Annotated in this window: 11 protein-coding genes and 1 pseudogene; 8 read left to right on the top strand and 4 right to left on the bottom strand. The window is 68.9% G+C overall.

Annotated elements, in window-relative coordinates; translation table 11 throughout:
* Positions 1 to 64 precede the first annotated feature (64 nt).
* Entirely contained in the window at positions 65 to 1,618 is a 1,554-nt protein-coding gene (locus A5681_RS25920; RefSeq protein WP_082968549.1) for a GMC family oxidoreductase, read from the top strand.
* Between the two features lie 303 nt (positions 1,619 to 1,921).
* On the opposite strand, the gene A5681_RS25915 is transcribed toward A5681_RS25920, so the two are convergent.
* The 3 genes from A5681_RS25915 to A5681_RS25905 all read right to left on the bottom strand — a co-directional run bounded on the left by A5681_RS25915 (position 1,922) and on the right by A5681_RS25905 (position 5,990).
* Positions 1,922 to 3,172, bottom strand: a complete 1,251-nt coding sequence (locus tag A5681_RS25915; protein WP_067282888.1) for a hypothetical protein — start codon at positions 3,170 to 3,172, stop codon at positions 1,922 to 1,924.
* The gene (locus A5681_RS25910) at positions 3,166 to 4,515 is read right to left on the bottom strand and encodes a hypothetical protein (RefSeq protein WP_156738169.1); all 1,350 of its coding nucleotides are present in this window, start codon (positions 4,513 to 4,515) and stop codon (positions 3,166 to 3,168) included. Before A5681_RS25910 ends, A5681_RS25915 begins: the two co-directional genes overlap by 7 nt.
* Before the next feature lie 92 nt (positions 4,516 to 4,607).
* Positions 4,608 to 5,990, bottom strand: a complete 1,383-nt coding sequence (locus A5681_RS25905; RefSeq protein WP_067282884.1) for a condensation domain-containing protein — start codon at positions 5,988 to 5,990, stop codon at positions 4,608 to 4,610.
* A gap of 964 nt (positions 5,991 to 6,954) precedes the next feature.
* Here A5681_RS25905 and A5681_RS25900 point away from each other — a divergent pair.
* Together A5681_RS25900 and A5681_RS25895 are read left to right on the top strand one after the other, a co-directional pair.
* Positions 6,955 to 7,701 (top strand): maleylpyruvate isomerase family mycothiol-dependent enzyme, encoded by a 747-nt coding sequence (locus A5681_RS25900; RefSeq protein WP_082968548.1) that lies wholly within the window; start codon positions 6,955 to 6,957, stop codon positions 7,699 to 7,701.
* An 86-nt stretch (positions 7,702 to 7,787) separates the two neighbouring features.
* Positions 7,788 to 8,402 carry a TetR/AcrR family transcriptional regulator gene (locus A5681_RS25895; protein WP_067282879.1) on the top strand — a complete coding sequence of 205 codons (615 nt, stop codon included), beginning with the start codon at positions 7,788 to 7,790 and terminating at the stop codon, positions 8,400 to 8,402.
* Positions 8,403 to 8,412: 10 nt separating this feature from the next.
* On the opposite strand, the gene A5681_RS25890 is transcribed toward A5681_RS25895, so the two are convergent.
* Entirely contained in the window at positions 8,413 to 10,071 is a 1,659-nt protein-coding gene (locus tag A5681_RS25890; RefSeq protein WP_067282876.1) for a (2,3-dihydroxybenzoyl)adenylate synthase, read from the bottom strand.
* Between the two features lie 100 nt (positions 10,072 to 10,171).
* Between A5681_RS25890 and A5681_RS25885 the strand changes: the two genes are divergently transcribed.
* The 5 genes and pseudogenes from A5681_RS25885 to A5681_RS25865 all read left to right on the top strand — a co-directional run.
* Positions 10,172 to 13,687: a non-ribosomal peptide synthetase gene (locus A5681_RS25885; protein ID WP_067282873.1), complete on the top strand. Its 3,516-nt coding sequence runs from the start codon at positions 10,172 to 10,174 to the stop codon at positions 13,685 to 13,687.
* 20 nt (positions 13,688 to 13,707) lie between these two features.
* Entirely contained in the window at positions 13,708 to 14,448 is a 741-nt protein-coding gene (locus A5681_RS25880) for a thioesterase II family protein (RefSeq protein WP_419866359.1), read from the top strand.
* Entirely contained in the window at positions 14,441 to 15,757 is a 1,317-nt protein-coding gene (locus A5681_RS25875) for a polyketide synthase (RefSeq protein WP_067282866.1), read from the top strand. Before A5681_RS25880 ends, A5681_RS25875 begins: the two co-directional genes overlap by 8 nt.
* Positions 15,757 to 18,745: pseudogene (mbtD, locus tag A5681_RS25870) on the top strand (mycobactin polyketide synthase MbtD); the annotation flags it as partial. The gene A5681_RS25875 and the pseudogene mbtD, both read left to right, overlap by 1 nt.
* Positions 18,746 to 18,749: 4 nt before the next feature.
* On the top strand, positions 18,750 to 24,763 hold a 6,014-nt coding region (locus A5681_RS25865; protein ID WP_156738167.1), incomplete at its 3' end, for a non-ribosomal peptide synthetase.

The following is a 24,763-nucleotide window of genomic DNA, read 5'->3' as shown; positions in this document are numbered from 1 at the left end:
CGCCTTTCCGCGCGTGAGTCTAGGTATCAGTGAACATACTCAGCGGACGCGTCAGGAGGCGTTTGTGAATACTGAGTTGGAGGCGCATTACGACGTCATCGTGTGTGGTGCTGGGTCGTCAGGATCGGTGATCGCCGGCCGGTTGGCGGACAACCCCGACATCGCGGTCTTACTTTTGGAGGCCGGCGGCAGCGACGATGTCCCCAGCGTGACCGACGCAAGCCAATGGCCGTCCAACCTTGGCAGCGAACGCGATTGGGGATTCATCTCCGAGAAGGACCCGCGACTTCACGGACGAGCGATCCCGTTTTCGATGGGCAAAGTCCTCGGCGGTGGATCCAGCATCAATCTAATGATCTGGGCGCGCGGACATCGCAGCGACTGGGACCACTACGCCGCGGAGTCCGGCGAGACCGCCTGGGGATACGGGCCAATCCTCGATCTCTACCGGGAAATCGAGGACTGGCACGGCATCGGCGAGCCGAGTCACCGGGGCAGGGGCGGCCCGGTGTTCGTACAACCGGCGCCCGACGCCCACCCGCTCGCCGCGGCGACTCTTGAGGCGGCCAGGGCCGTCGGCATTCCCACCTACCAGAGCCCAAACGGGCGGCTGATGGAGGAGACCCGTGGGGCCGCCATCGCCGATCTGCGCTGGCGGGACGGGAAACGCCTCTCGGTGTTTCGCACCTACATCGACCCATATCGGCAGCGGCCGAACTTGACCGTCCTCCCGCACGCACTGGTCACCCGAGTGATCTTCGACGGCAATCGGGCCACCGGTGTCGAGGTCGTCCATGGCGGCACGGTGCATCGTGTAGGCGCCGACGCTGAGGTCGTACTGTCGCTTGGTGCTATTCACACGCCGAAGGTGCTGATGCAGTCCGGCATAGGTGACGAAGACGAATTGCGTCGAGTCGGCATCACCGTTCGCCAGCACCTGCCCGGAGTCGGACGCAACCTTCAGGACCATTTCGGCTTCGACTGCGTGTGGGAGTTTCCCGAGAACATCCAAGGCAACGCCCAGGTGGGCGCGACGATGTTCTGGGACTCCGGGGCAGCCGATGTGCAGGGACCGGACCTGTTCGCCTGTTCGGGCCCATTCCCGAAAGCCACCCCGGAGAACACCGCGAAATACGGCCTGCCGCCTAACAGCTGGGTGCTGTTCGGCTCGCCCACGCACCCCCACAGCCGCGGACGGCTTCGGTTGTCGGGCAGCGACCCGTCCGACCCGCTTCGCATCGAAGCCAACGCGCTCTCGGACCCAGAGGACCTCAAGACCGCCATCGCCTGCATCGAAACACTGCGCGAGATCGGCAACTCCGCCGAGCTTCGACCGTTCGCCGCACGCGAGGTCATGCCCGGCGATCTGACCAGCACCGAACTCGAGACCTATCTGCGCGACGCCGTCACCACCTACTGGCACGAATCCGGCACCGCAAAAATGGGCCGCGACCCCATGTCAGTGGTCGACGGACACCTCAAGGTCTACGGCATCGAGGGCCTGCGCGTCGCCGACGCATCGATCATGCCCCGCATCAGTACCGCCAACACCATGGCACCCTGCGTCGTCATCGGCGAGCGGGCCGCGCAATTCATTCAAGCCACACACCGAATGTGATCCACACGGCGCTACCCGCTCACAGTGCCGACGGGGCAGAACCTTTCACGTCCACGTCGGGTGGCGGCCAAGACGGCCTCTCCAACCGTGCTCACAACGCGTTCGCCGGTCAGAGAGGTCAACGATCACATGCAAAGGAAAAGGCGCATCTGAAATTGATACCGTGAGCGAACCGAACGGTGGAGTACGCCGAAGTGGCAAACGCTGCGTCTGAGGAAATCATACGAATTGTGACGAAGTGCAGATGACATGCCGTGCGACGACCGGCATCACCACAGGTCAGAAAATCGAAGATTGGGCCGGTCACATCATTCGCGGCCCGCCGAAACCCGGAACCGTGCCCACGGGGATCAGTGCGAGGGTGACGGCGAGAACAACGAAGGAACGCAACGCTTTTGGTGTGGGCTCGCGCTCGATCTCCGGCCTGCCCGCCGCGAAGAGGATGAACACCACGCCGACATCGAACGTCACGATCGTCAACCAGCGGGTCCAGTCATAGCCGGTCAGGAAAACCGGACAGATCAACAGCAGAGCGCCGACGACCCACGCCATCCGGCCCCGCAGCGCGTCGCTGAACGCGCCGAGCGGCACGCCCGATACGGTGCTGAGTCCCCACATGGTCAGCACGAGGGCCCCGGCGCCGAATACCAGCGAGACCGTGAGGCCGAGCATGCCGATGTGGCCGACCGTGCGGACGGCATCGCCGATTCCGTTGTCGTAGTTCGGCATCACGTTGCGGCACACCCAGTCGTGATAGTCGGTTGGAAGGGGTCGCCCGTCAACAACATAGTGGATCAGCGTGGTCGGCGACGTGATCGTGGCGAACGGGTTGGGCATCACGTGATGGGGGACCGATGCACACAGTTGCGCCGCGATGTCATGCCGGCCGAATGCCGCCACCGCAACCGTCGTGCAGACGCCCGGTGCCACCGCCAGGATGGCGCCCGGGCCCCGACCGTTGTCCAGCGCACCGCCCAAGGCGATGATCGCCAGCACGGCTCCCAGCGCAAACTGCAGGCCGATCGCCTCGTGCACCAGCGTCAACGCCGCGATTGCGGCCCCGTAGGCCGCGCACCATGCCATCGCGATCCCGCGGGAACGCCCCACCGCCAGCGCAGAGGAGAACAGCGCGAGGGCCGCTCCGCCGAAGAGGTCCGGCCGGGCCGAATACGCGGCGAACGGGACACCGAAGGGCAGCAACGGAATCAGCAGCGCAACCATCAGCCGGCGCTCGGAGCGACGGCGACCGAAGAGCATCACGCCCGCAACGGCTGCCAGGCCGCACAGATACACCGCCGTCGACAGCCAACGCAGACCCAGCGTGGCCTCAAAATAATGCCCGGGGAGCAGGCGAACCAGTTCACCGGCGAGCCCGCGGCGAACGAACCCGTGCGTGTAGTCGGCGGCGTAGTACGACATCCAGTACACGTCGAGCGGAACGACCTTGACCGCAAACCACATCACGGCGAGCGCCCACGCGGCGATCGCGGCGGCGCCCGCCGCGTACCTACGGTGGTGTGTGTGCCGATTCGCGTCGACGTCCAGGTTCACCATCCGGCCGGACCTTGGTAGACGGTGCTGGCGGACAACTGCAGATCGGCCAGCGCGCTACACGCGAGCTCGCGGGCGGCCGCGGCGCTGTCGGTCCCGCTTTGACACGCGATGACGTTGAGAAACCGGCTTCCGTTGAACGTCCCGGTGCTGCAGAACAATTGCCCATGGTTTTGCTCGATCCGGCGCCGGGTGACCCCTTGCTCGGCCAGCCGGATGCAGACCTCGGCTGCGTCCGCGCCGTCGATGCGGCCCACGGCGGCGTCAAGGCTACCCAGGTTGGAACAGCCGACCGGAAGTTGGCCGGCCGACATGGCGACACCTTCGGCGCGCCGGACCAGCCATCGTGGCGTGAACGGAATCAGCGGCAGGCCGGCAAGCATTTCGTTGGGGTCCAATTGCAGCGACGTCAGCAGCCTCTTGACATCCGCGCGCACGGGGCTCAAGTCGCGGGCCGCCGCCACCGCGTCCACGGTGAGCGTGATCGAGGTCAACGCGTTCGCCCGGTCGTCATCGGCAGCGCGATCGCTGACCGGAAGCACGACCGTCACCGAGTTTCCGTCCGCGAGCACCCTGCCCATCCGGTGAGCCAACCGGGCCGCGAACGCGACGAAAAGGGTGTTGCTGCTTCCGTTGAGGGCACGCGCCCGGGCTTCCCATGCCGCGGCGTCGGTTTGCAGCGTGACCGATGGCAGCGCCGTGCGCTCGTCGTCGATCGGCAAGTGCGGGGCGGGCCCCGGCGCCGTGCGGGGAACCCTCGGACCGGACGACGACCTGAGCAAGATCGACAGGGTCGCGATCAGCGCGCGGATGACCGATGGCACGGCGTTGATCGCATCGGCCAGGTCCTCGAACACGGCTCGCAGCCGGTTGCGCGAAAGGGGTTGGGGGTAGCGGTCTTTGCGACTCTCCGCGTTGACCGCCTCGGTTATCGCCGTTATGAGCCCGAGCCCGTCGACCACACAGTGTGATGCCACCAAGGTGACCGCCGCGCCGCCACCGTCAAAGGGCAGCACGCCAAGGTGAAACGTCGGGCCGAACTCGGGATCGACGGCCACCTGCGCCCGATTTTCGACCCACGCACCGAGTTCTGACCGGGGTCGGCGCGGTTCCAGCGTGATATCGCCTGAGCGGCGTTCGGCCACCCAGCGGTGACGCCCGAACGGCAGCGGCGAGCGCTCGATCCGCCGTCCGAGAAGGCCGGCCGCGAGATTGGCTTGGAAGACCCGCAACTGGTCGACATTCACGTCGCGGTCGTAAACCCACGTGCACTGCACCGTACTGCCCTGACCCGTGGCACGCAGCCGCAAGAAGGCCGCCTGGTCCAGCAATGCCAACCACGGCACCGAAGTCCCGCCTCGCTCGCATCTCGGCTCCCCAACACCTCTTGGCTGCCCGGTGCTGGTGCCGGGACCTCGCGCGGGAGAACGCAAATCCATCAGGCGCGGGTGCACAACCCGGCGTCGCACACTCGCGTGAATTCGGCGCGCAACGTCTCGACGTAGCGCTGGACGGACTTGCGGGCGACGTCGGTTCCCGGGTAGGCGACCACCAATTGTGTCCCGTCGTGCATGCGATTGACCCACATGCACACCGTCTCCGACAGCCGGTTGTCTCCCCAGATGCCGGCGCGCAAACCGTCGAAGTAGTCACCGAACGGCAGCTTCCGGATGTCGATGAAGGACAACATCGGGACGGGTCGGTCCGGGACCTCGAATCCATCGTCGGTCGTCTCGAGCAGGTGGTAATAGGGCACCGCGCCCAAGGCCGTGTTCGCGTCGAAGGACGCCTGGGCGGCGCTGACCACCTCGTCGAATGATGCACCGGCAGTGGGGATCGCCAAGGGTACGAAGCTGGCCAGCCACCCGACCGCGGCGGCGTGGGCGGGGTCTCGGCGATTGTCGAAGGGAGTGAGCCCGAAGTAGGTGGGGGCGCCGGTCAATCGATGCTCGGCCAGGGCGGCGCAGGCGAACACCCCGCCACTGAAGCGGGCTCCCGCGGCGCGACACGCCGCCTCGAATCGCCGGCCCTGGTCGTCATCGATGAGGTCGAACACGTCGATGGCCCCCGGCGTATCGGCAGAGGCCTCGCCCAGTTCCAGGGGGAATCTGGGCAGCATGCCGTCATTCGCTGCGAGAAACGCCCGCCAACACCGCATTTCGGGCGAATCGGCAGCCAAGCCCGCGGTATATGCGCGCTGTCGCGCGCTGTACTCGCGGTGGCTAGGCGCGGGTATCGGCGCAACCGGCGACTTCTGTAGCGCGGCGAAGTACGCCGTCTGGATGTCCAGGAAAATCACACCGGCCGACATGCCATCGGCGCGCAGGTGATCGACGGCAATGTAGATGGTGAAGCGATCTTCGCCCTGGATGATTCCGAAACTGAAGCAGTCCCATTGCAGCGGATCGGGCGTATCGAGAATCAGTTTGCGAATCTGTTGCGGGGCCATTTCCCCGAGATCCGTCGGTGCCAGCGTGATGTTATCCGGGTCGGCAATAACGTAGCGAACCACCTCGTCACCGTCGCCGAAAACGAATCGGTCGTGATAGGCGTCATGCCGCCGCACATGGCTGTTCAAGGCGTGGGTCATCGCATCGATGTCGCAGACACCCCAAATCTCCCAGGCTCCGATGCACAATCGCGGGATATCGCGGCCGCGGCTGACCTGGCGTCGGTAATACCGAAGATGCTGCGACTGCTGATAACTGACCGCCGCCGGGTGGTATTGAGCTTCGGCTGCCTGCTCGTAGGTGCGGGCGGTGGGAAACCACGATACGACGGTGCCCTCGGCTGTCCAGTCGTCAACCGTGCCCAAGAACATGCGCGACCTTTCTCCCGTCAGTAGGCGACGTCGGTCCGGATGACCTTAACGTGGCCGTGCATTGGTTGCCGGATGATTTCGACCGCCGAGGGAATTGCGCACCGCGAGCTCAGCAAGTGGCCCTGTCGCTAGCTGCGTGAAATGCGCAAAAGTGATTTGGGTCACGCCGGCGCGAGTTGACGCTGGAAGTCGTGTCATATGGTCGCACGGAGTACTCATAAACGATTCTCCTCGGGCGTGACAATCGCACGAGAATGCAGAAGACCCCGCCCGATCGCCGTCGTCTTGCCATGCGAGGTAACCGCAACGCCGATCGCTCAATTCGCGCGCACGGCTAACTCACAACTACTGCTGAAAGCCTTTTACTCGACGCCACGGCCCGACCATCCCCGGATAGCGTGCGCTATCTCGGCGATGCCATTCGTGTCACCCCCGGGCCCGCGGAACGGCGCCGCGTGTACTTTATCGCAGGTTCGGTTACGGCGGAATAGTACCAGCCAAAGAAAGTTCGTTCGCCCGTCGTCCGATCGGCGAACGAGCTATCCAAAATGCGAAAAGGCCGGTCGCGGTCGCCGTTGACTCCTCGTCTCTCGAACGTCCGGGCGTGAGCGACATCAGCGGCGGGTCAACCGCTACTCGGGCTATCCCCTTGTGCCGCAAAGTCTTACATTCGGCCCGACGCGTGGTCCAGGGTGCACCGCTAAAGGGGCCAGGCGGGTGTTGCCGGTAGTCGCTTCAGGCCCCCGCCTACCGACACGGACGTCTTTCGGCGTGCTTCGCCAGTTCTGGCTGGTGGCAACGGTTTTGGCCGCGAGCGGAACCCTCAGTGCGGCAGCACGATTGGCCAGGGCGTAGGTCCGAGCTCCACCGTTGAATCGGAGACTTCCGGGCTCGCGACACCTTGACTTCATACATACGGTGTGTATGTTTATACATACCGTATGTATCTAGGAGGTCTGGGGTCATGAGTGCCACGCTCGATGCCATCGCGAAGGAACGCGAACTCGTCCTGGAGGTCTGCTCGGGGCTGCCCGCTTCGATGTGGGAAAAGGGCACCGCATGTGCCGGCTGGTCTGTCCAGGATCTGGTGTCGCACATGGCGTGTAGCTACCGGCTGGCGGTCGATCCGTCGACGCTGCCCGACCCTGGCGGGCTGCCCGCCGAACGTGCGGCGGACCTCTACGTCGAGTCGCGTCGCCGCATGACACCCGCAGAAGTCCTGGCCGACTACGAGGCAGTCAGTGCGCGGGGAGTGGAGCTGCTCGCCGCCATCGAGGGCCAAGACATCGAGATACCGATCGGGGATGTCGGAACCTATCCGGCCTCGGTGGTGCCCAAGACCTTCGTCTTCGAGTCGTTCATCCACCTCCGGTACGACCTGTTCGCTCCGGACGGACCGCTGCAGTCGGACCCCCCCGCCGTCGACGAGCTGCGGCTTGCCCCCACGCTCGACTGGATCGAGGCGGCGTTGCCGCAGCAGAACACCCACTTGCTCAACTCTTTACGCGTCGGGGTCGAGGTGGGGCTGGAGGGACTGTGTGCCAGGACCCTGCGCCTCGGCGCCGGAGCCGATGTGGCCGCGCGGATCACCTCCGATTCACAAGCGTTCGTCCGGTGGGTCACTCAGCGCGGCACCTGGGAAGGCCTGGGCGTCCGGGCGGAGGGAGACCCGTCGGCTCTGGACGTCGTCCGTCGGCTCCGGGTGTTCTGAACGACGCCGCGCCCTGCCGTAGCGCCTCCCGCCACCTGCATACGGTATGTATGACAATGCATACGAGGTGGAAAGGTAACGGTCGAATGGCGCAGGATGGTCGCCGGACTCAGGCCGAGCGGGCCGCCGACACGCGTGGCGCGTTGATCAGCGCCGCCCGGCCGCTGTTCGCATCGCTGGGATTCGCGGAGGCATCGCTGGAAACCATCGTGCGGGACGCGGGCGTGACGCGCGGCGCGCTGTATCACCATTTCGCCGACAAGACAGAGCTTTTCGCTGCGGTGTTCGAGCAAGTGGAGGGCGAAATGGCCGCGCGGATGGTCGAGGCCGTCGCGGCCGCGGGCCATACGGACCCCGTCGAGATCATGCGGCTGTGCGCGGGCCTCTGGCTGGACGCGTGCGCCGATCCCGAGGTTCAGCGCATAGTCCTGCTGGAGGCGCTCGCGGTGCTGGGCTGGGAGCGCTGGAGCGACATCGGGCATCGCTACAACATCGGATTCGTGACGGCGCTTTTGAACGATGCGATCGAGTCCGGCAGCATTCCGCCCCAGCCGGTTGAGGCCACGGCCCTGACCGTGATGGGGGCGCTGCGCGAGGCAACGCTCTATATCGCCCGCGCAGACGATCAGCGCCAAGCCCGGGCTGACGCAGGCGCGGTGATGGATCGGCTGCTCAACGCCTTGCGCGCCAAGGACAGCTGACGGGGCCTGGTCAGCCGGGCGCTCGTTGCGCCGAGACCTGGGTCGCGATCGCCTTCTTGTCGATCTTGCCGATCGGTGTGGTCGGCAGTGCTGCCATTGTGATCAGCACATCGGGCCGGGCGTGAACGGCCACGCCGCGCCGGTCGAGGTGGGCATTCAGCTCCGCCAGCGTGACCCCGGGCCCACTGAAAACGACGGCCGCGCAGATCTTTTCGCCTAGGTACGGGTCGGGCAGCGGCACCGCGGCCGCGGAGAACACGGCCGGGTGGCTGAGCATCTGCTCCTCGAGGTCCGCCGCGGAGACGGTCTCGCCGCCCCGGCAAATCACGTCCTTGACCCGTCCGGTGACGGTCACATACCCGTCGGGCCGGATCCGGACCAGGTCACCGGTGCGGAAGAAGCCGTCGGGGTCGAAGCAGCGCTCGTTGTCGCGCTCGGCGCGGTAATAGCCGTTGAACGTGTACGGCCCGCGCACCAGCAGCTCGCCTTCCTCGCCCGGCGCGACCGGTTCACCCTCCGCGTCGACCACCCGCAACTCGTCCGCCACGCACAGCGGGCGCCCCTGGGTGTGGTCGACGACGTCGGGTGGATCGTCCGGGCGGGTGTAATTCAGCAGCCCCTCCGCCATCCCGAACACCTGTTGCAGCCCGGGGGTCAATGCGGCGCGGATCAATCGGGCGTCGTCGGGCTCCAGTTTTGCGCCGCCAACCTGCAAGAGCCGCAGGGACTTAGGTGTCACCGGCTCCCACTCGCAGGCTTGTGCCCAGAGTTTGGCCAGGGCGGGCACCAGAGCGGTCACCGTGACGCCGTGGCGTTCGATGGCGGCGAAGGCTGCCTCGGGGCTCGGGTCGGTGCCGAATACGGTGGTGGCGCCCACCGTCATGGCACCGAGCAGCCCGGGGCAGGCCAGCGGGAAGTTGTGGCCCGCCGCCAGCAGCACCAGGCAGACATCGTCGGCGGTGAGTCGGCAGACCTGCGCGCTGGCGGTCGCGTTGAAGACGTAGTCGTCGTGGGTGCGGGGGATAAGTTTGGGCGTGCCGGTGGTGCCGCCCGAAACGAGAAGCAGGGCAGGCGATCCCGGGTCGGCCGGTGGCGCCGGGGGCGGGGCGGTGGCCTGATCGCACAGGCGCGTCCACGAGGTGAACGAGCCCGGATCGCCGTCGACGATGACGTGCTCGAGCGCCGGATGGTCCGCGACGAGTTGGCGCGCCATGGGGCGGTAATCGAAACCGTTTGCCGCGTCGGCGATCACCAGCGCGGTGGCCTGGCTGACGGCGGCGAAGTGCCCCAGTTCGGCCGCCCGGTGGCCGGGCAGACACATCACCGGGATGGCGCCCGCCCGCAGCAGTCCGAAGAGCGCCACCGCGAACTGAGAGCCGTTCGGCAGTTGCAACAGCACCCGGTCGCCGGGCTCGATCCCCAGCGTCCGCAACCCGGCGGCGGCGCGGCCGGCGTGGTCGTCGAGCCGGGCATAGGTCAATCCGGCGCCGTCCGCCGCGTCCAGCACGGCCGTCCGGTCGGGCCAGCGCTGCGCGGCGTCGCTCAGGATGGTGTCCAAAGTCCGGCCCGCCCAGTAGCCGGCCGCCCGATAGGCCGCGGCGCGATCGGCGGGGAAAGGCACGAACCCGTCGAGGGCCCCGGCCAGGGGTTGCCGTGCGTTCGCGGTCATCGAGGTCCTCAGACGGGGGGCGTGGTAGCGGGGATCCGTGAGTAAGGATAGGGTAACCACCACAACTTAGGGCAGCCTGTGCTAATTCAGGGAGGGTTTCGTGGTGCGTGCCTCGGCGCGCTCGGCAGACGACGTCCGGGCAGAGGTGGCCGAACTGCTCGGCGTCGGCGTCGACGACGTTCACCCAAGCACCAACCTCATCGGCCAGGGCCTGGACTCCATTCGGATGATGACCCTGGCGGGCCGCTGGCGCCGTCAGGGGGTCGCCGTCGATTTCGCCACGCTGGCCGAAACTCCTACGGTCGAGGCCTGGGCCGAACTGGTGACCGCCGGGCCGTCCGCCGACCCGGCGAACCGCGAGGCTTCCATCGAGGCGGACCCGGTTGCGGGCGAGCCCTTCCCACTGGCCCCGATGCAGCACGCGATGTGGATTGGCCGCGAGGACAACCAGCAGCTGGGTGGGGTGGCCGGACATCTCTACGTCGAATTCGACGGCACGTCGGTCGATCCCGCGCGGCTGCGCGTGGCCGCCACGGAGCTGGCCCGGCGCCACCCGATGCTGCGGGTCGAGTTCCTGCCCGACGGCACCCAGCGCATCGCGGCAACCGAGAGGGAATTCCCGGTCACGATCGAGGACCTGCGCCACATGGACGCCGACGGGGTCGAGCAGCGCCTGGCCGCCATCCGCGACGCCAAATCGCACCAGCAGCTCGACGGCGCGGTGTTCGAGCTCGCCCTGACGCGGCTGCCCGCGGAACGCTCGCGGCTGCATGTCGATCTGGACATGCAGGCCGCCGACGCGATGAGCTATCGCACGCTCATGGCCGACCTGGCCGCCCTGTATGCCGGCCATAAGCTGCCCGCCTTGAGCTACACCTACCGGCAGTACCGCCATGCGATCGAGGCGGAAGAGGCGCGGCCGCAACCGGCCCGCGACAGTGCCCGTGAGTGGTGGGCACAGCGCATTCCGCTACTCCCGGACCCGCCGGCGCTTCCCACCACCGGTGACCGTGGCTCGCGCAGGAGTACCCGGGTCTGGCACTGGCTGGACCCGGAAACCCGTGACGCCCTGTTCTCCCGCGCCCAGGCCCGCGGGGTCACCCCCGCGATGACGCTGGCCGCCTCCTTCGCCAACGCCCTGGCGCGCTGGTCGACCACCTCACGCTTCCTCCTGAACGTGCCCCTGTTCGGCCGCCAGCCGCTGCATCCCGATGTCGACGCGCTGGTCGGCGATTTCACGTCGTCTCTGCTGCTGGACGTCGACCTCACCGGCGCGCGCGCCCCGGTGGCTAGGGCACGGGCAGTGCAGGACGCGATGCGGTCCGCCGCCGCCCACTCCGCCTATCCCGGGCTGTCGGTGCTGCGGGACCTCGGCCGCCATCGCGGCACGCAGGTGCTCGCGCCGGTCGTGTTCACCAGCGCGCTGGGACTCGGCGAGTTGTTCGGTCGCGACGTCACCGCCCAATTCGGCACCCCCGCGTGGATCATCTCCCAGGGTCCGCAGGTGCTGCTCGACGCCCAGGTCACCGAGTTCGATGGCGGCGTGCTGGTGAATTGGGATGTCCGCGACGGGGTTTTCGCCCCCGGAGTCATCGACGCCATGTTCGCCTACCACATCGACGAATTGCTCGGGCTGGCCTCCGCCGACGACAGCTGGGATCGGGTTGGGCCGCCGCCGCTACCGGGCGCGCAGCGCGCGGTGCGTGACGCGGTCAACGGCCGCACCGCCGTGCCCAGCGGAGAAGCGTTGCACGAGGGGTTCTTTCGGCAAGCCGAGCAACGGCCCGACGCGCCCGCGGTATTCGCCAGTTCGGGGGACCTCAGCTACGCGCGGCTGCGCGATCAGGCGCTGGCGGTGGCCGACTCCTTGCGCACGGCGGGTGTTGGCGCCGGCGACACGGTCGCCGTGATGGGCCCCAAGACCGCCGAGCAGGTACCCGCCCTGCTGGGCATCCTGGCCGTCGGCGCGGTTTACCTGCCGATCGGCGTCGACCAGCCGCGCGACCGCGCCGAGCGCATCCTGCAGACCGGCGACGTGCGCCTGGCCGTGGTGTGCGGTGGGCGGCGGCTGGGGCTGCCGGTGCCCGAACTCTGCCTCGCCGACGTGCTGCGCGACGCGCCCGTTGCCGCTGAGACCCGTCCCGCCAGAGTCGATCCCGCAGAATTGGCCTACGTGCTGTTCACCTCGGGTTCGACCGGGGAGCCCAAGGGTGTCGAGGTGACGCACGACGCCGCGATGAACACCGTCGAGTTCATCGCCCGCCACTTCGACATCGGTCCCGCGGACCGATGCCTGGCCCTATCGACGCTCGAGGGCGACATCTCGGTGATGGACATCTTCGTAACCTTGGGAACGGGTGGGTCGATCGTGGTGGTCGACGAAGCGCAGCGCCGCGACCCCGACGCCTGGGCCCGGCTCATCGACACCCACCAGGTCACCGTTCTGCACTTCATGCCGGGGTGGCTGGAGATGCTGATCGAAGTCGGCCGCGGCCGGCTGTCCTCCGTGCGGGTGATTCCCACCGGCGGTGACTGGGTGCGCCCGGAGTTGGCCCGCCGGCTGCGGGCCGAGGCACCCAACCTCCGGTTCGCCGGCCTGGGCGGCGCGACCGAAACGCCGGTCCATAACACCATTTTCGAGGTGGCCGACCCGGACGCACTGCCGGCCGACTGGACCGCTCTGCCCTATGGTGTGCCGCTGACCAACAACGCCTGCCGCGTCGTCGACGAGGCGGGCGACGACTGCCCCGACTGGGTCGCCGGCGAACTGTGGGTGTCCGGGCGCGGCGTCGCGCGGGGCTATCGCGGGCGGCCCGATCTCACCGCCGAGCGCTTCGTCGAGCACGCGGGACGCAGGTGGTACCGCACCGGTGATCTGGCCAGGTATTGGCCCGACGGCACACTCGAGTTCGTCGGCCGCGCCGATCACCGGGTCAAGATCAGCGGATACCGCGTCGAACTCGGTGAGATCGAGGCCGCCTTGCGCCGACTGCCCGGGGTGGGCATAGCGGTGGCCGCCCTGCTCCCGGGTCCCGGTGGATCAGACGTTCTGGCCGCCGCCGTGTGCCCCGAAAGCCCCGGCGGTGCCGAACTGACCGCCGAACGGTTGACGGGCCTGATGGCCGAACTGGTTCCCGCACACATGATTCCGCGCCACTGGGCGCTGGTGGAGCGGATCCCGTTCACCAACGCGGGCAAGATCGACCGCCGTGCCGTCGCGCGCGACCTGGGTGCCGCGATGTCGGCGGCCGGGCAACCCGGCTACCGCGCCCCGGCGACACCGCTGGAATCCGCCCTCGCCACGCTGCTCGGCGACCTGCTCGGCACCGACCGGGTGGGTCGTGACGACGACTTCTTCGCGCTTGGCGGCGATTCGGTGCTCGCCACCCAGGCCGTGGGTCGCATTCGCACCTGGCTGGACACCCCGAATGTGATGGTCGCCGACATCTTCGCCACCAAAACCGTAGCGGCGCTTGCCAATCTGCTCACCGAACGCGAGGGGGGTGACGCGCGGCTGGGGCAGGTCGCCGAGCTGTACCTCGAGGTCATCCGGCTGGATACCGACACGGTGTTGTCGGCCAGTCGCCACACCGCGGAATCCGAGACGACGCAATGACATCCGACCATGTGCTGAGCATGCCGACGGAGTTCGCATCCTGGATCAAGCGGGTGCCCGGTAGAAACGGGAGCGGGCCCGCCCACGCGACCCTGGTGTTTCCGCACGCCGGGGCCGCCGCCGCGAGCTACCGCTCGGTCGCGGCCGCCCTGGCTTCGGGCGGCGACACCTACATCGTGCAATACCCGCAGCGCGCGGACCGGCTGGATCACCCGGCCCCCGATACGGTGCACGACCTCGCCCAGGGCCTGTTCGACGCGGGCCCGTGGAGTCGCGTCGCGCCGCTTCGGCTGTTCGGCCACAGCATGGGTGCCGTCGTGGCGTTCGAGTTCGCCAGGATCGCCGAAGCCCACGACACCGCCGTGCGGCGCCTGTGGGTCTCGGCCGGTCCCGCGCCGTCCGCGGTTGCCGCGATGCCCGAACTCCCCACCACCGACGACGAGTTGCTCGCCGACATCGCCGATCTCGGCGGCACCGACCCCGAACTGCTCGCCGACGAAGAATTCGCGGAGTTGTTGACCACGGCGGTGCGCGCCGACTACCAAGCGATCAATCGCTACGAGTGCGCCCCCGGCGTGCGCATCCGCGCCGGCATCCGGGTGTTGGCGGCGCGCGACGACCACCGCGTTGACCCGGCCGCGCTGCGGCTGTGGGAGAACCACACCGCGGGCGACTTCGAGCTGTTCTTGTACGACGGCGGCCACTTCTACCTCAACGAACACATCGACGCCGTGGCCGAACGGGTGAACGCCGATGTCTGACAACCGGTGCGACGGGGCCGCCGACCCCGTCGTGATCGTCGGCATGGCGCTCGAAGCGCCCGGCGGCATCGACACCGCGGAGAAGTACTGGGAGTTGTTGTCGGCGGGCCGCGAGGCGCTCGGTCCGTTCCCCACCGACCGCGGTTGGCAGGTAAGCGAGCTGCTCGCCGGCTCGCGGCGCAGCGGCTTCAAGGAAATCCATGATCGCGGCGGATTCCTTTCGGGGGCAACAACCTTCGACCCCGAGTTCTTCGGCATCTCGCCGCGGGAGGCCGTCGCCATGGACCCCCAGCAACGCGTCGTGCTCCGCGTCTCCTGGCGCGCGCTGGAGAACAGCGGAATCAATCCCGACGACCTGGCCGGCCACGACGTGGGCTGCTTCGTCGGCGCCTCGGCCACCGGGTACGGGCCGCAGATGGCCAGCTTCTCCCAGCACAGCGGCCACCTGCTCGCCGGGACCGCGCTCAGCGTGATCTCCGGCCGGGTCGCCTACACGCTGGGGCTGGCCGGGCCGGCGCTGACCGTGGACTCGTCGTGCGCTTCCGCCCTGGCCGCGTTCCATGTCGCGGTGCGATCGGTCCAGAACGGCGACTGTGACCTGGCGTTGGCCGGCGGGGTGAACGTGCTGGGTTCGCCGGGGTTCTTCGTGGAATTCTCCAAGCAGCACGCGCTTTCCGACGACGGCCACTGCCGCCCCTACAGCGCGCAGGCCAGCGGTACGGTGTGGGCCGAAGGTGCGGCGATGTTTGTGCTGCAACGCAGATCGGCCGCACTGCGCGCCGGCCACGAGGTGGTGGCCGAGGTCCGCGCCACGGCCGTCAACCAGGACGGCCGCAGCGCCGGGCTCAGCGCGCCCAGCGGTGACGCCCAGCTCCGCCTGTTCCGGCGTGCCATGACACAGGCCGGGATTCGGCCGGACGAGGTCGGCATGGTCGAGGGCCACGGCACCGGCACCCGCCTCGGTGACCGCACGGAACTGCGGTCGCTGGCGCAAACCTACGGCGACACGGCGCCCGGTGGTGGCGCGCTGCTCGGCTCGGTGAAGTCGAACGTGGGCCATTCGCTTGCCGCCAGCGGGGCACTCGGGCTGGCCAAGGTGGTGGTCGCGGCCGAACACGGTGCCATCCCACCGACGCTGCACGCGGCGAACCCGAGCCGGGAAATCGACTGGGACAGCCAAGGTTTGCGCCTGGCGAAGACCCTGACCCCGTGGCCCGCGGTCGGCGGCCAACGGATCGCGGCGACGTCGGCGTTCGGCATCGCCGGCACCAACGCGCACGTGATCGTCTCCCTCCCCGAGGTCGCGTGATGCTCACCTCGCCACTGCCCGACGGGCGCGTACCCGTGTTGCTCACCGCGCACGACGCAGAGCTGATCGCCAACGACGCCCAAGCGATCCTGGACTATCTGGATCGGACTGACGCGGACATCGCGGCGATAGCGTCGAGCCTGCTGCGTCTGCGGCGCGTGCGACGGCACCGCGCGGTGGTCCTGGCGGCCGACCGCGCCGAGCTCACCGGTGGACTGTCCGCCCTGGCCCGCGGCGAAGAGCATCCCCTGGTGACCCGGTCGTCGGCCGGGGCCGCCCCGTGCATCGCGTTCGTGTTTCCCGGCCAGGGCAACCAATGGCAATCGATGGGAGCCGAAGCGTATCAACAGCTTTCGGCGTATCGGGCCGAGGCCGACCGCTGTGCGCAGGCCTTCCTCGCCGCGGGACTGCCCTCGCCGCTGCCCTACCTGACCGGAGGGCTCGACCGCACCTGGTCGCGGACCGAAATCCAGGGGGCGCAATTCACCCACGCGGTAAGCCTGGCGCACGAATGGCGATTCCACGGTGTGCTCCCCGCAATCACCATCGGTCACAGCCTGGGCGAGGTCGCGGCGGCGTACGTAGCCGGTACGGTTTCGTTGCCCGACACGGTCGCACTGGTCGGGGCCCGCGCCAGCATCGTCGACCAATTGGCGGGTCAGTACGCCATGGTGGTGCTCGGCGCCGGTGTCGACGACGCCGAGTCGCTGATCGGGGAAACCACGGGCTGGCTGGAAGTCTCGGCGGTCAACGGCCCCGCGTCGACCGTGGTGTCCGGAGACCACGACGCCGTGGCGGCCGCCGTGCGGCTGGCCCGCCAACGCGGGATGTTCACCCACCAGCTGGCCGTGGACTACCCCGGGCACACCAGCGTGCTGCGGCCGTTGCGCGCCCAGTTGACCGAGCTGGTTCCCCGTTCGGCCTTCCAGGACAGCCCGGTCAGATTCGTCGGCTCGACCTTCGGTGGGGAGGTCGGCAGCGGGGTGGGATTCGCCGAGTACTGGTATGAGAATCTCTGCAACACGGTGCGTTTCGACCGGGCCGTGGCCACGGCCCGACAACTCGGGGCCACCACGTTCATCGAGATGTCCGCGCACCCCTCGCTGCTGTACCCGCTCGCGGACCTGATCGAAGAGAGCAGCGTGGCGGTCGGCTCGGGTCACCGCGAGGGGACCGTCACCGACGTGCTGGCGAAGAACATCGTGACCGTGGCGTCGGCCGATCCCGGGTGCCAGTGGGCGAACACCATTCCCGGCGCTGCCCGGCGGCCGCTGCGCGGGTTCCCGAACGCTCCCATGCGGGCGGTGCACCTATGGGCGGCGCCCGATCCACTGACCGACACGGTGCGGGCCCCGTCGCTCACCGTCGCGGTCGAGACCTGGCAGCGGGCGACCCCGTCGAACGCGGCGGGCGCCGACATCGGGTTCTTCGACGTGACCGGCGCGGGTAGCGCGTTGACGCAGCGGCTGATCGATACCGTTGGCGCGCAAGGCGGTTGCCGGGTGGTCGAACCGCAGGAGGCGGAGATCCTCGCGGTCGTCGCCACCGGGCTCGACGAGCGGGATCCCGTGGCGGCAATCGAGCAGATCGCCCGCCGGCCGGACGCGGGCCTACCCGATTACGCCGCCCTGATCGGACCGCGCTGCCGGGCCGTCTGGTTGCTCACCGCGGGCGCGGAAAGCGTCGATGCGGGCGACGTCGAGGCGTCCCCGGCGCAGGCGGCGCTGGCCGCGATGCACCGCAGCGTCGGCTTCGAATTCGCCGACCAGGCCTTCGGGCATCTCGACCTGTCGAGCCGGGACCTCGACGCGCGGGCCGCGCACACCGTCATCGACGTGTTGCTCGGCGAGGCGGCCGAGGTGGCAGTGCGCGGGGATGAAGTGCCGCGACGGTACGTCCGAACCTTCCGGGACTGCCGCGATTCGGCGGTCCATCGGCCGCTGGACGCCGCGACCCTGGACCACGTGGTGATCACCGGCGGCAGCGGCGCTATCGGCCTGCGCTATGCGCGGTACTGCATCGAGCGCGGGGCGCGAACGGTCACGCTGCTGAGCCGCAACGGCCTCGACCAAACCGCACTGCGCCGGCTCACCGCAGGACACGACACCGATGTCCGCGCCTTGCGCTGCGACATCACCGATCCGGCCGCCGTGGCCGAAGCCGTGCGGCACGCCGGCGCGGCGGCGTCCTTGCTAATCCATACCGCCGGCATCGCCGAGACGCGCTCCCGCACCGACCTCACCGGCACCGACGTGGCGGCGGTGTGTGCCGCCAAGGTGCGTGGCCTGGCCCTGCTGGCCGAAATGTGGCCGCTGCGGCCGGACTGCCGAATCCTGGCCTGTTCGTCGGTGTTCGGGGTCTGGGGCGGGTACCACCACGCCGCCTACGCCGCCTCCAACCGGATGCTGGACGTGTTGGTCGCTCAGCTGCGCGCCCGGGGCCAGGACTGCGTGGCGATCCGATGGGGACTCTGGCAGGCCGCCGGCGTGGTGGGGGCCGAGGAGATCGCCCGCACCGAACGATCCGGCCTGACCGCGATGGTTCCCGAGGCGGCGATCGAGGCGGGCCTGCACCGCTATGACGGCGATCCGCTGATCTTCGACGCGGACTTCGACCGGCTCGCGGTGTTCTTCGAAAGCCAGGGAATGCCAATGCCGTTCAGCGCGGCCCAGACCGGCGGGGGAGCGGGCGACTCCGCGACCAGGCCGTTGGCCGACGTGGTGCGCGGCGAACTCGCCGCGACGCTACACCTGAGTGACTCCGTCTCGATCGACCCGAGCGCGCCGCTCATCGACCTCGGGGTGGACTCGCTGCTCGCACTCGATCTGCGTAAGCGGCTGCGCCGCACGGTCGGACGCTCCGTTCCCGTCGCCCGCATGCTGGGCGGGATCACCCTCACCGAATTGGTCGACGCATTGCGCGCCGGCTCGGGCGAGCCGCCGGAAGGCGCACCACCCGACGCTCGCGAAGCCAGAAAGGTTGGACTGCCCGCGTGACGGAAACCACCCGAGCCGACGCACGGCTCGACGACGAGCGCCTGGAACTGCTGCGCCGCAAGATCGCCGAACGCGGCCTGGCCAGGCCGGCCGCGGAAGCGCCGGTGGCCACCCACGACGAGCCGCGCATGTCCGTCGGACAGCACCGGATGTGGTTCGTGCAGTCGATGGACCCGGACAGCGCGCTCCTCAACGTCTGCGTCTCCTACCGCGTCACCGGCACGGTCGACACCGAACGCCTGCGGCGCGCGGTCGACGCTGTGGCCGCGCGGCATGCGGTGCTGCACACGACGTATGACACGGGCGCCGACGGCGACCCGCATCCGGTCATCCGCGAGGAACTGCGCCCCGAGTGGGCCGAGCATGACCTGTCGGGGCTGACCGATCAGGCCCGGCAGTTACGGCTGGACGTGCTGGCGCAGCGCGACTTCCGCCGGCCCTTCGACCTTGCCGCGGATTCGCCCCTGCGGGTCACGGTGGCGCGGCTTTCCGCCGACGAGCTGATGCTGTTGATCACCGCCCACCACATCGCCTGGGACGACGCTTCGTGGGCACCGTTTTTTGCCGACCTGACCCGCGCGTATGTCGATCCGGACGGCTTCGGCGACGAGCCCGCACCCGCGGCCCCACCGCCCGCCGAAGCCGCGAATCCCGCCGCGGACTACGAATACTGGCGACGTCAGATGGCGAATCTGCCAGAGCCGCTTGAGCTTCCGGGTCCCAACGGATCGGTCGTGCCAAGCACCTGGCGTGCGGGGCGGGCCACGATGCCGTTGCCGGCGGCCACCGTCGACCGGGCGGCGGCGCTGGCGCGGGAAACCGGTGCCACCCCGTACATGGTCCTGATGGCGGCCTTCGCCGCGCTGGTGCACCGCTACACCCAGTCGACCGACTTCCTGATCGCCGCTCCGGTCCTCAACCGCGGCGTCGGAACCGAATCGTTGATCGGGTACTACGGCAACACCGTGGTGATCCGGCTGCGGCCGGGGCCCCACCAGACTTTTCGAGAGCTGCTGACCGAAACTCGGGACCGCGCGGTGGGCGCGTTCGCCCATGCGCGCGCCGACCTGGACTGGCTCGTCCGTGAGTCCAACCCCGATCGCCGGCACGGCGCCGACCGGATGACCCGGGTGAGCTTCGGGCAGCGCGAGCCCGATGGCGCCGGTTTCTGCCCGCCCGGGGTGCGGTGCACGCGCGCGGAACTGCGTGGCCATTTCAACCAGCTGCCACTGAGTTTCATGGTCGAGCTGGACCGCTCGGGGGGCGGGTTGGTCGAAGCCGAGTACCTGGTCGAGGTGCTGGATCGGCAGCTGGTGGACCAGCTGCTGCGGCACTACGCCGTGTTGTTGGACGACGCGCTGGCGAACCCCGACACCGCGCTGTCGGCATGCGCGCTGATCGGCACCGACGACGCCGAGTGGCTACGCCGGGCATCGACCGGCGAGAACTTCGACACCCCGGCCACCACCTTGCCGGCGTTGGTCACCCGCCGAGCGGCGCTGTCACCCGCCGCGATCGCCGTCGTGTACGAGGGCCGCCAGTACACCTACCGGGAGATCGACGAAGAGTCGAACCGCTTGGCGCACTGGCTGATCGAGCGGGGCGTCGGCACGGAGGACCGCGTCGCGGTGTTGCTGGACAAGTCACCCGAACTGGTCATCACCGCGCTGGGCGTGCTCAAGGCCGGCGCGGTCTACCTGCCGGTGGATCCGACCTACCCCGAGGACCGGCTGAGCTTCATCCTCGGCGACGCCGACGCCAAACTCGTGCTGCGCCAGCCCGTTTCCGGGCTGTCGGAGTACCCGGCGACCGCGCCCGCCGAGTTGATCAGGCCGCTGTCCCCGGACAACACCGCCTACCTGATCTACACGTCGGGTTCCACCGGGCTGCCCAAGGGCGTGCCGGTGCCCCACGCGCCGATCGCCGAATATTTCGTCTGGTTCGGCGACGAGTACCGCGTCGACGAGACCGACCGGCTGTTGCAGGTCGCGTCGCCGAGCTTCGACGTGTCCATGGGGGAAATCTTCGGCACGTTGATCATGGGCGCCAGGCTGGTGATTCCGCGCCCGGACGGGCTGCGCGACATCGGGTACCTGACGGATCTGCTGAGCCGCGAAGGCATCACCTCGATGCATTTCGTGCCGTCGCTGCTCGGCCTGTTCCTCTCGCTCCCCGGCGTCAGCCGGTGGCGCACCCTGCGCCGCGTGCCGATTGGCGGCGAGGCGTTGCCGGGCGAGATCGCCGACAAGTTCCATGCCACCTTCGATGCGCTGCTGTACAACTTCTACGGCCCCACGGAAACGGTGGTCAACTGCACCAGCTACCCGGTGGAAGGGGCCCAAGGCACCCGGGTGGTGCCAATCGGCCGCCCGAAGATCAACACGCAGGTCCACCTGCTCGATAACGCGCTGCGCCCGGTGCCCCCCGGGGTGATCGGCGAGATATACATCGGTGGAACGCATGTCGCGCACGGCTATCACCGCAGGCCCGGGCTGACCGCCGAGCGGTTCGTCGCCGACCCGTTCGCCCCGGGGGGCCGGCTGTATCGCTCGGGCGACCTCGCCCGCCGCAACGCCGACGGCGACATCGAGTTCGTGGGCCGCGCCGACGAACAGGTCAAGATCCGCGGCTTCCGCATCGAGCTGGGCGAGATCGCGGCCGCCATCTCGGTTGACCCGAGCGTGGGGCAAGCGGTGGTGCTGGCCATGGACCTGCCGCGGTTGGGCAAGAGCCTGGTGGGGTACGTCACGCCCGCGCCGGGCGGCGACCCGGAAAGCGTTGACATCGAGCGGATCCGCACCCGGGTGGCAGCGGCGCTACCGGACTACATGACGCCGGCCGCCTATGTGGCGCTTGACGAAATCCCGATCACGGCGCACGGCAAGATCGACCGCACCGCGCTGCCCCAACCGCAGATCGCGGCCGCCGCCGAATACCGGGACCCGAACACGGGAACCGAGCGCCGCATCGCCGCACTGTTTTCCGCGCTGCTCGGACACGACCGGGTGGGCGTCGACGACTCGTTCTTCGACCTGGGCGGCCACTCGCTGGTGGCCACGAAGCTGGTCGCCGCGATCCGCTCCGAGTGCGGCGTGGACGTCGGCATCCGCGACGTCTTCGAACTGGCGACGGTCGGCTTGTTGGCCGAGCGGGTTGACCAGCTCACTTCCGGCGAGGTCCGGCAGTCGCGGCCCAAGCTGATCACGACCGCCCACGACGGGCCCATGCCGCTGTCGGCCTCCCAGCTGCGCAGCTGGTTCGCCTACCGCGTTGACGGGCCGAGCTGGGTCAACAACATTCCCTTCGCCGCGAAACTGACTGGGCCCTGGGACATCGACGCCCTGGTCGCCGCCATCGGCGACGTCGTCGCCCGGCACGAAATCCTGCGCACCTCCTACGTGGAGTCCGATGGCGTGCCCTACCAGGTGGTCGGGCCCGCGGGTGAGGTCTCCGTACGCCGCGCAACCGGGCCCGATCAGGCCTGGCTGCAGCGGGAGCTGGATGCCGAGCGCCGGCATTGCTTCGAGCTGGACCGCGAATTCCCGATTCGGGTGGCGGTGCTGCGCACCGCCGCCGCCGCCGCCGAGCACGTGCTGTCGCTGGTGGTCCACCACATCGCCTCCGACCACTGGTCGGCCGGGGTGCTGTTCGCCGACGTGATGACCGCGTACCGGGCGCGGCGAGCCGGGGACGTTCCGGCGTGGGCGCCGCTGCGGGTGCAGTACGCCGACTACGCGGCGTGGCAGCGGGAGTTCCTCGGCGACGCGGGCGGTCACGAGTCCCGCATCGCCGCCGAGCAGCGCGAGTACTGGAACCGGCAGCTGGCCGGGCTGCCCGAGGACAGCGGGCTGCGGCCCGACTTCCCGCGGCCGCGGGTGCCCAGCGGGGAGGGCGAATCCGTCGACTTCCGCATCGACGCGGCCACGCGCGCCAAGCTCGCCGAGCTGTCTCGCGAGCTGGGCATCACCGAATTCATGCTGCTGCAAACCGCCGTCGCCGTGGTGCTGCACAAGGCGGGCGGTGGGCTCGACATCCCGCTGGGCACCCCGGTCGCCGGGCGCACCGAGGCCGAATTGGACCAACTGATCGGGTTTTTCGTCAACATCCTCGTGCTGCGCAACGACCTGACCGGCAACCCGACGCTGCGCGACTTGCTGACTCGGGCGCGGGAAACGGCGCTGGCCGCCTACGCCCATCAGGACCTGCCGTTCGACCGCGTGGTCGACAGCGTCAGCCCGGTGCGTTCGCTGTCGCGCAACCCGCTGTTCCAGGTGGTCGTGCACGTCCGCGACCACCTGCCGGCGACGCGGGTGATCGAGCAAGCGCCCGACGGCGGCGAGCAGGACACGGTGTGCACCTCGCTGGACCCCGTCTTCGACATGGCGCACGCCGACCTCAGTGTCAACTTCTTCGGCACCGACGGCTCGGGCGGAGTCGGATACAACGGCAATCTGATCTTCCGCACCGAGCTGTACAGCAGGACCACGATCGAGCGGTTGGCCGGATGGCTGACCCGAGTGATCACCGAGTTTGCCGACAATGTCGATCAGAGTTTGCGAGACGTGCAGCTGACCGACGCCGCAGAGCGGCGCCGCCTGGAGCACTGGAGCCGCGGCGAACGGCCCCCGCACGACCGGCCACGCACCATTCCGGAATTGCTGGAGCCCAGCCGGGGCTGGGGCCCCGGCCGGATCGCGGTGCACTGCGGTGATCAGCAGATCGATTACCCGACGCTGCACCGTCATTCGGACAACCTGGCGACGCTGCTCGCGGCGCGCGGCGTTCGACCGGGAACGTTGGTTGGGTTGTCGACACGGCGCAGCATCGACCTGGTGGTGGCGCTGGTGGCCATCATGAAGGCGGGCGGCGGTTACTTCCCCATCGATCCGGGCTATCCGCCGGCGCGCAAACAGTTCATGCTCGACGACGTGCGACCGCCCGTCGTGCTGGCCACGGCCGAAGCGGCGGACAGCGTCCCCGAAGTCGCCGGTGTCCAGGTGCTTTCGCTCGATGACCCTCGGGTGCGCGCCGCCGTCGAGAACGGGGACGGCGACCGGCCGGAGCTGCCGCTGCCACACCCCGACGACCCGATGTTCCTGGTCTTCACGTCCGGATCCACGGGCAAGCCGAAAGGCGCGCTGGGCACCCATCGGTCGATGGCGGCCCGGCTGGACTGGCAGCTGCGGCACTACCCGCCGAGGACCGACGACATCCGCCTGGCGCAGGCGTCGATCACGTTCCTCGAGGGCGGCATGGAGATGCTGGCCGGCCTGGCGGCGGGGGCCACGATGATCCTCGCCGACGATGCCGACCACCGCGACCCGGAAGCCCTCGGCGACTTGATGAATCGGCACGCGGTCGCGCAGGTGACCGCGGTGCCCAGCCTGGTCTCCGCCCTGCTGGACAGCCGGCCCGACGCGGTGCGTGGACTGTCCAGGCTGGTGTGCGGCGGAGAGCCGGTGAGCCCGTCGCTGCTGCAGCGGTTGGTGTCCGTGTGCGCCGGCGCGGACATCGAGCTGCTGAACAACATCGGCTCCACCGAAACGTCCGGCGCGGTATCACGCGGACGGCTGGAGCCCCCGAATCCCCTGGTGGGCAAGCCGGTTCCCGGGGCGGGTGCCTATCTGCTCGACGACGGCCTGCGGCCGGTGCCGGTCGGAGTCGTCGGCGAACTCTATTACGCCGGCGATCAACTGGCGCGGGGCTACTGGAAACGGCCCGCACTGACCGCCACCCGGTTCATCGCCAATCCCTTTGCGCTCGAACCGGGTTCACGTCTGTACCGCAGTGGCGATCTCGCCCGCTGGACCGAGGACGGCCAACTGGAATTCGTCGGACGCTCCGACCATCAGGTCCAGGTGCGCGGTTTCCGCGTGGAGCTGGCCGAGGTCGAGGCGGCGCTGGCGGCCGCTGACGGCGTCGCCGCCGCCGCCGCGCGCACCTCCGATGCGAACGAGGCCATCTCTGCGTCATCGACTATCGGCCGTTGCGGCACAACGTATCCGGCCAT

It is taken from the genome of Mycobacterium scrofulaceum (assembly GCF_001667885.1).
In the GTDB taxonomy this organism is placed as follows: Bacteria; Actinomycetota; Actinomycetes; order Mycobacteriales; family Mycobacteriaceae; genus Mycobacterium; species Mycobacterium scrofulaceum_C.
Note: the sequence above shows the minus strand (reverse complement) of the source record. Positions and strands in the feature narration are given on the sequence as shown.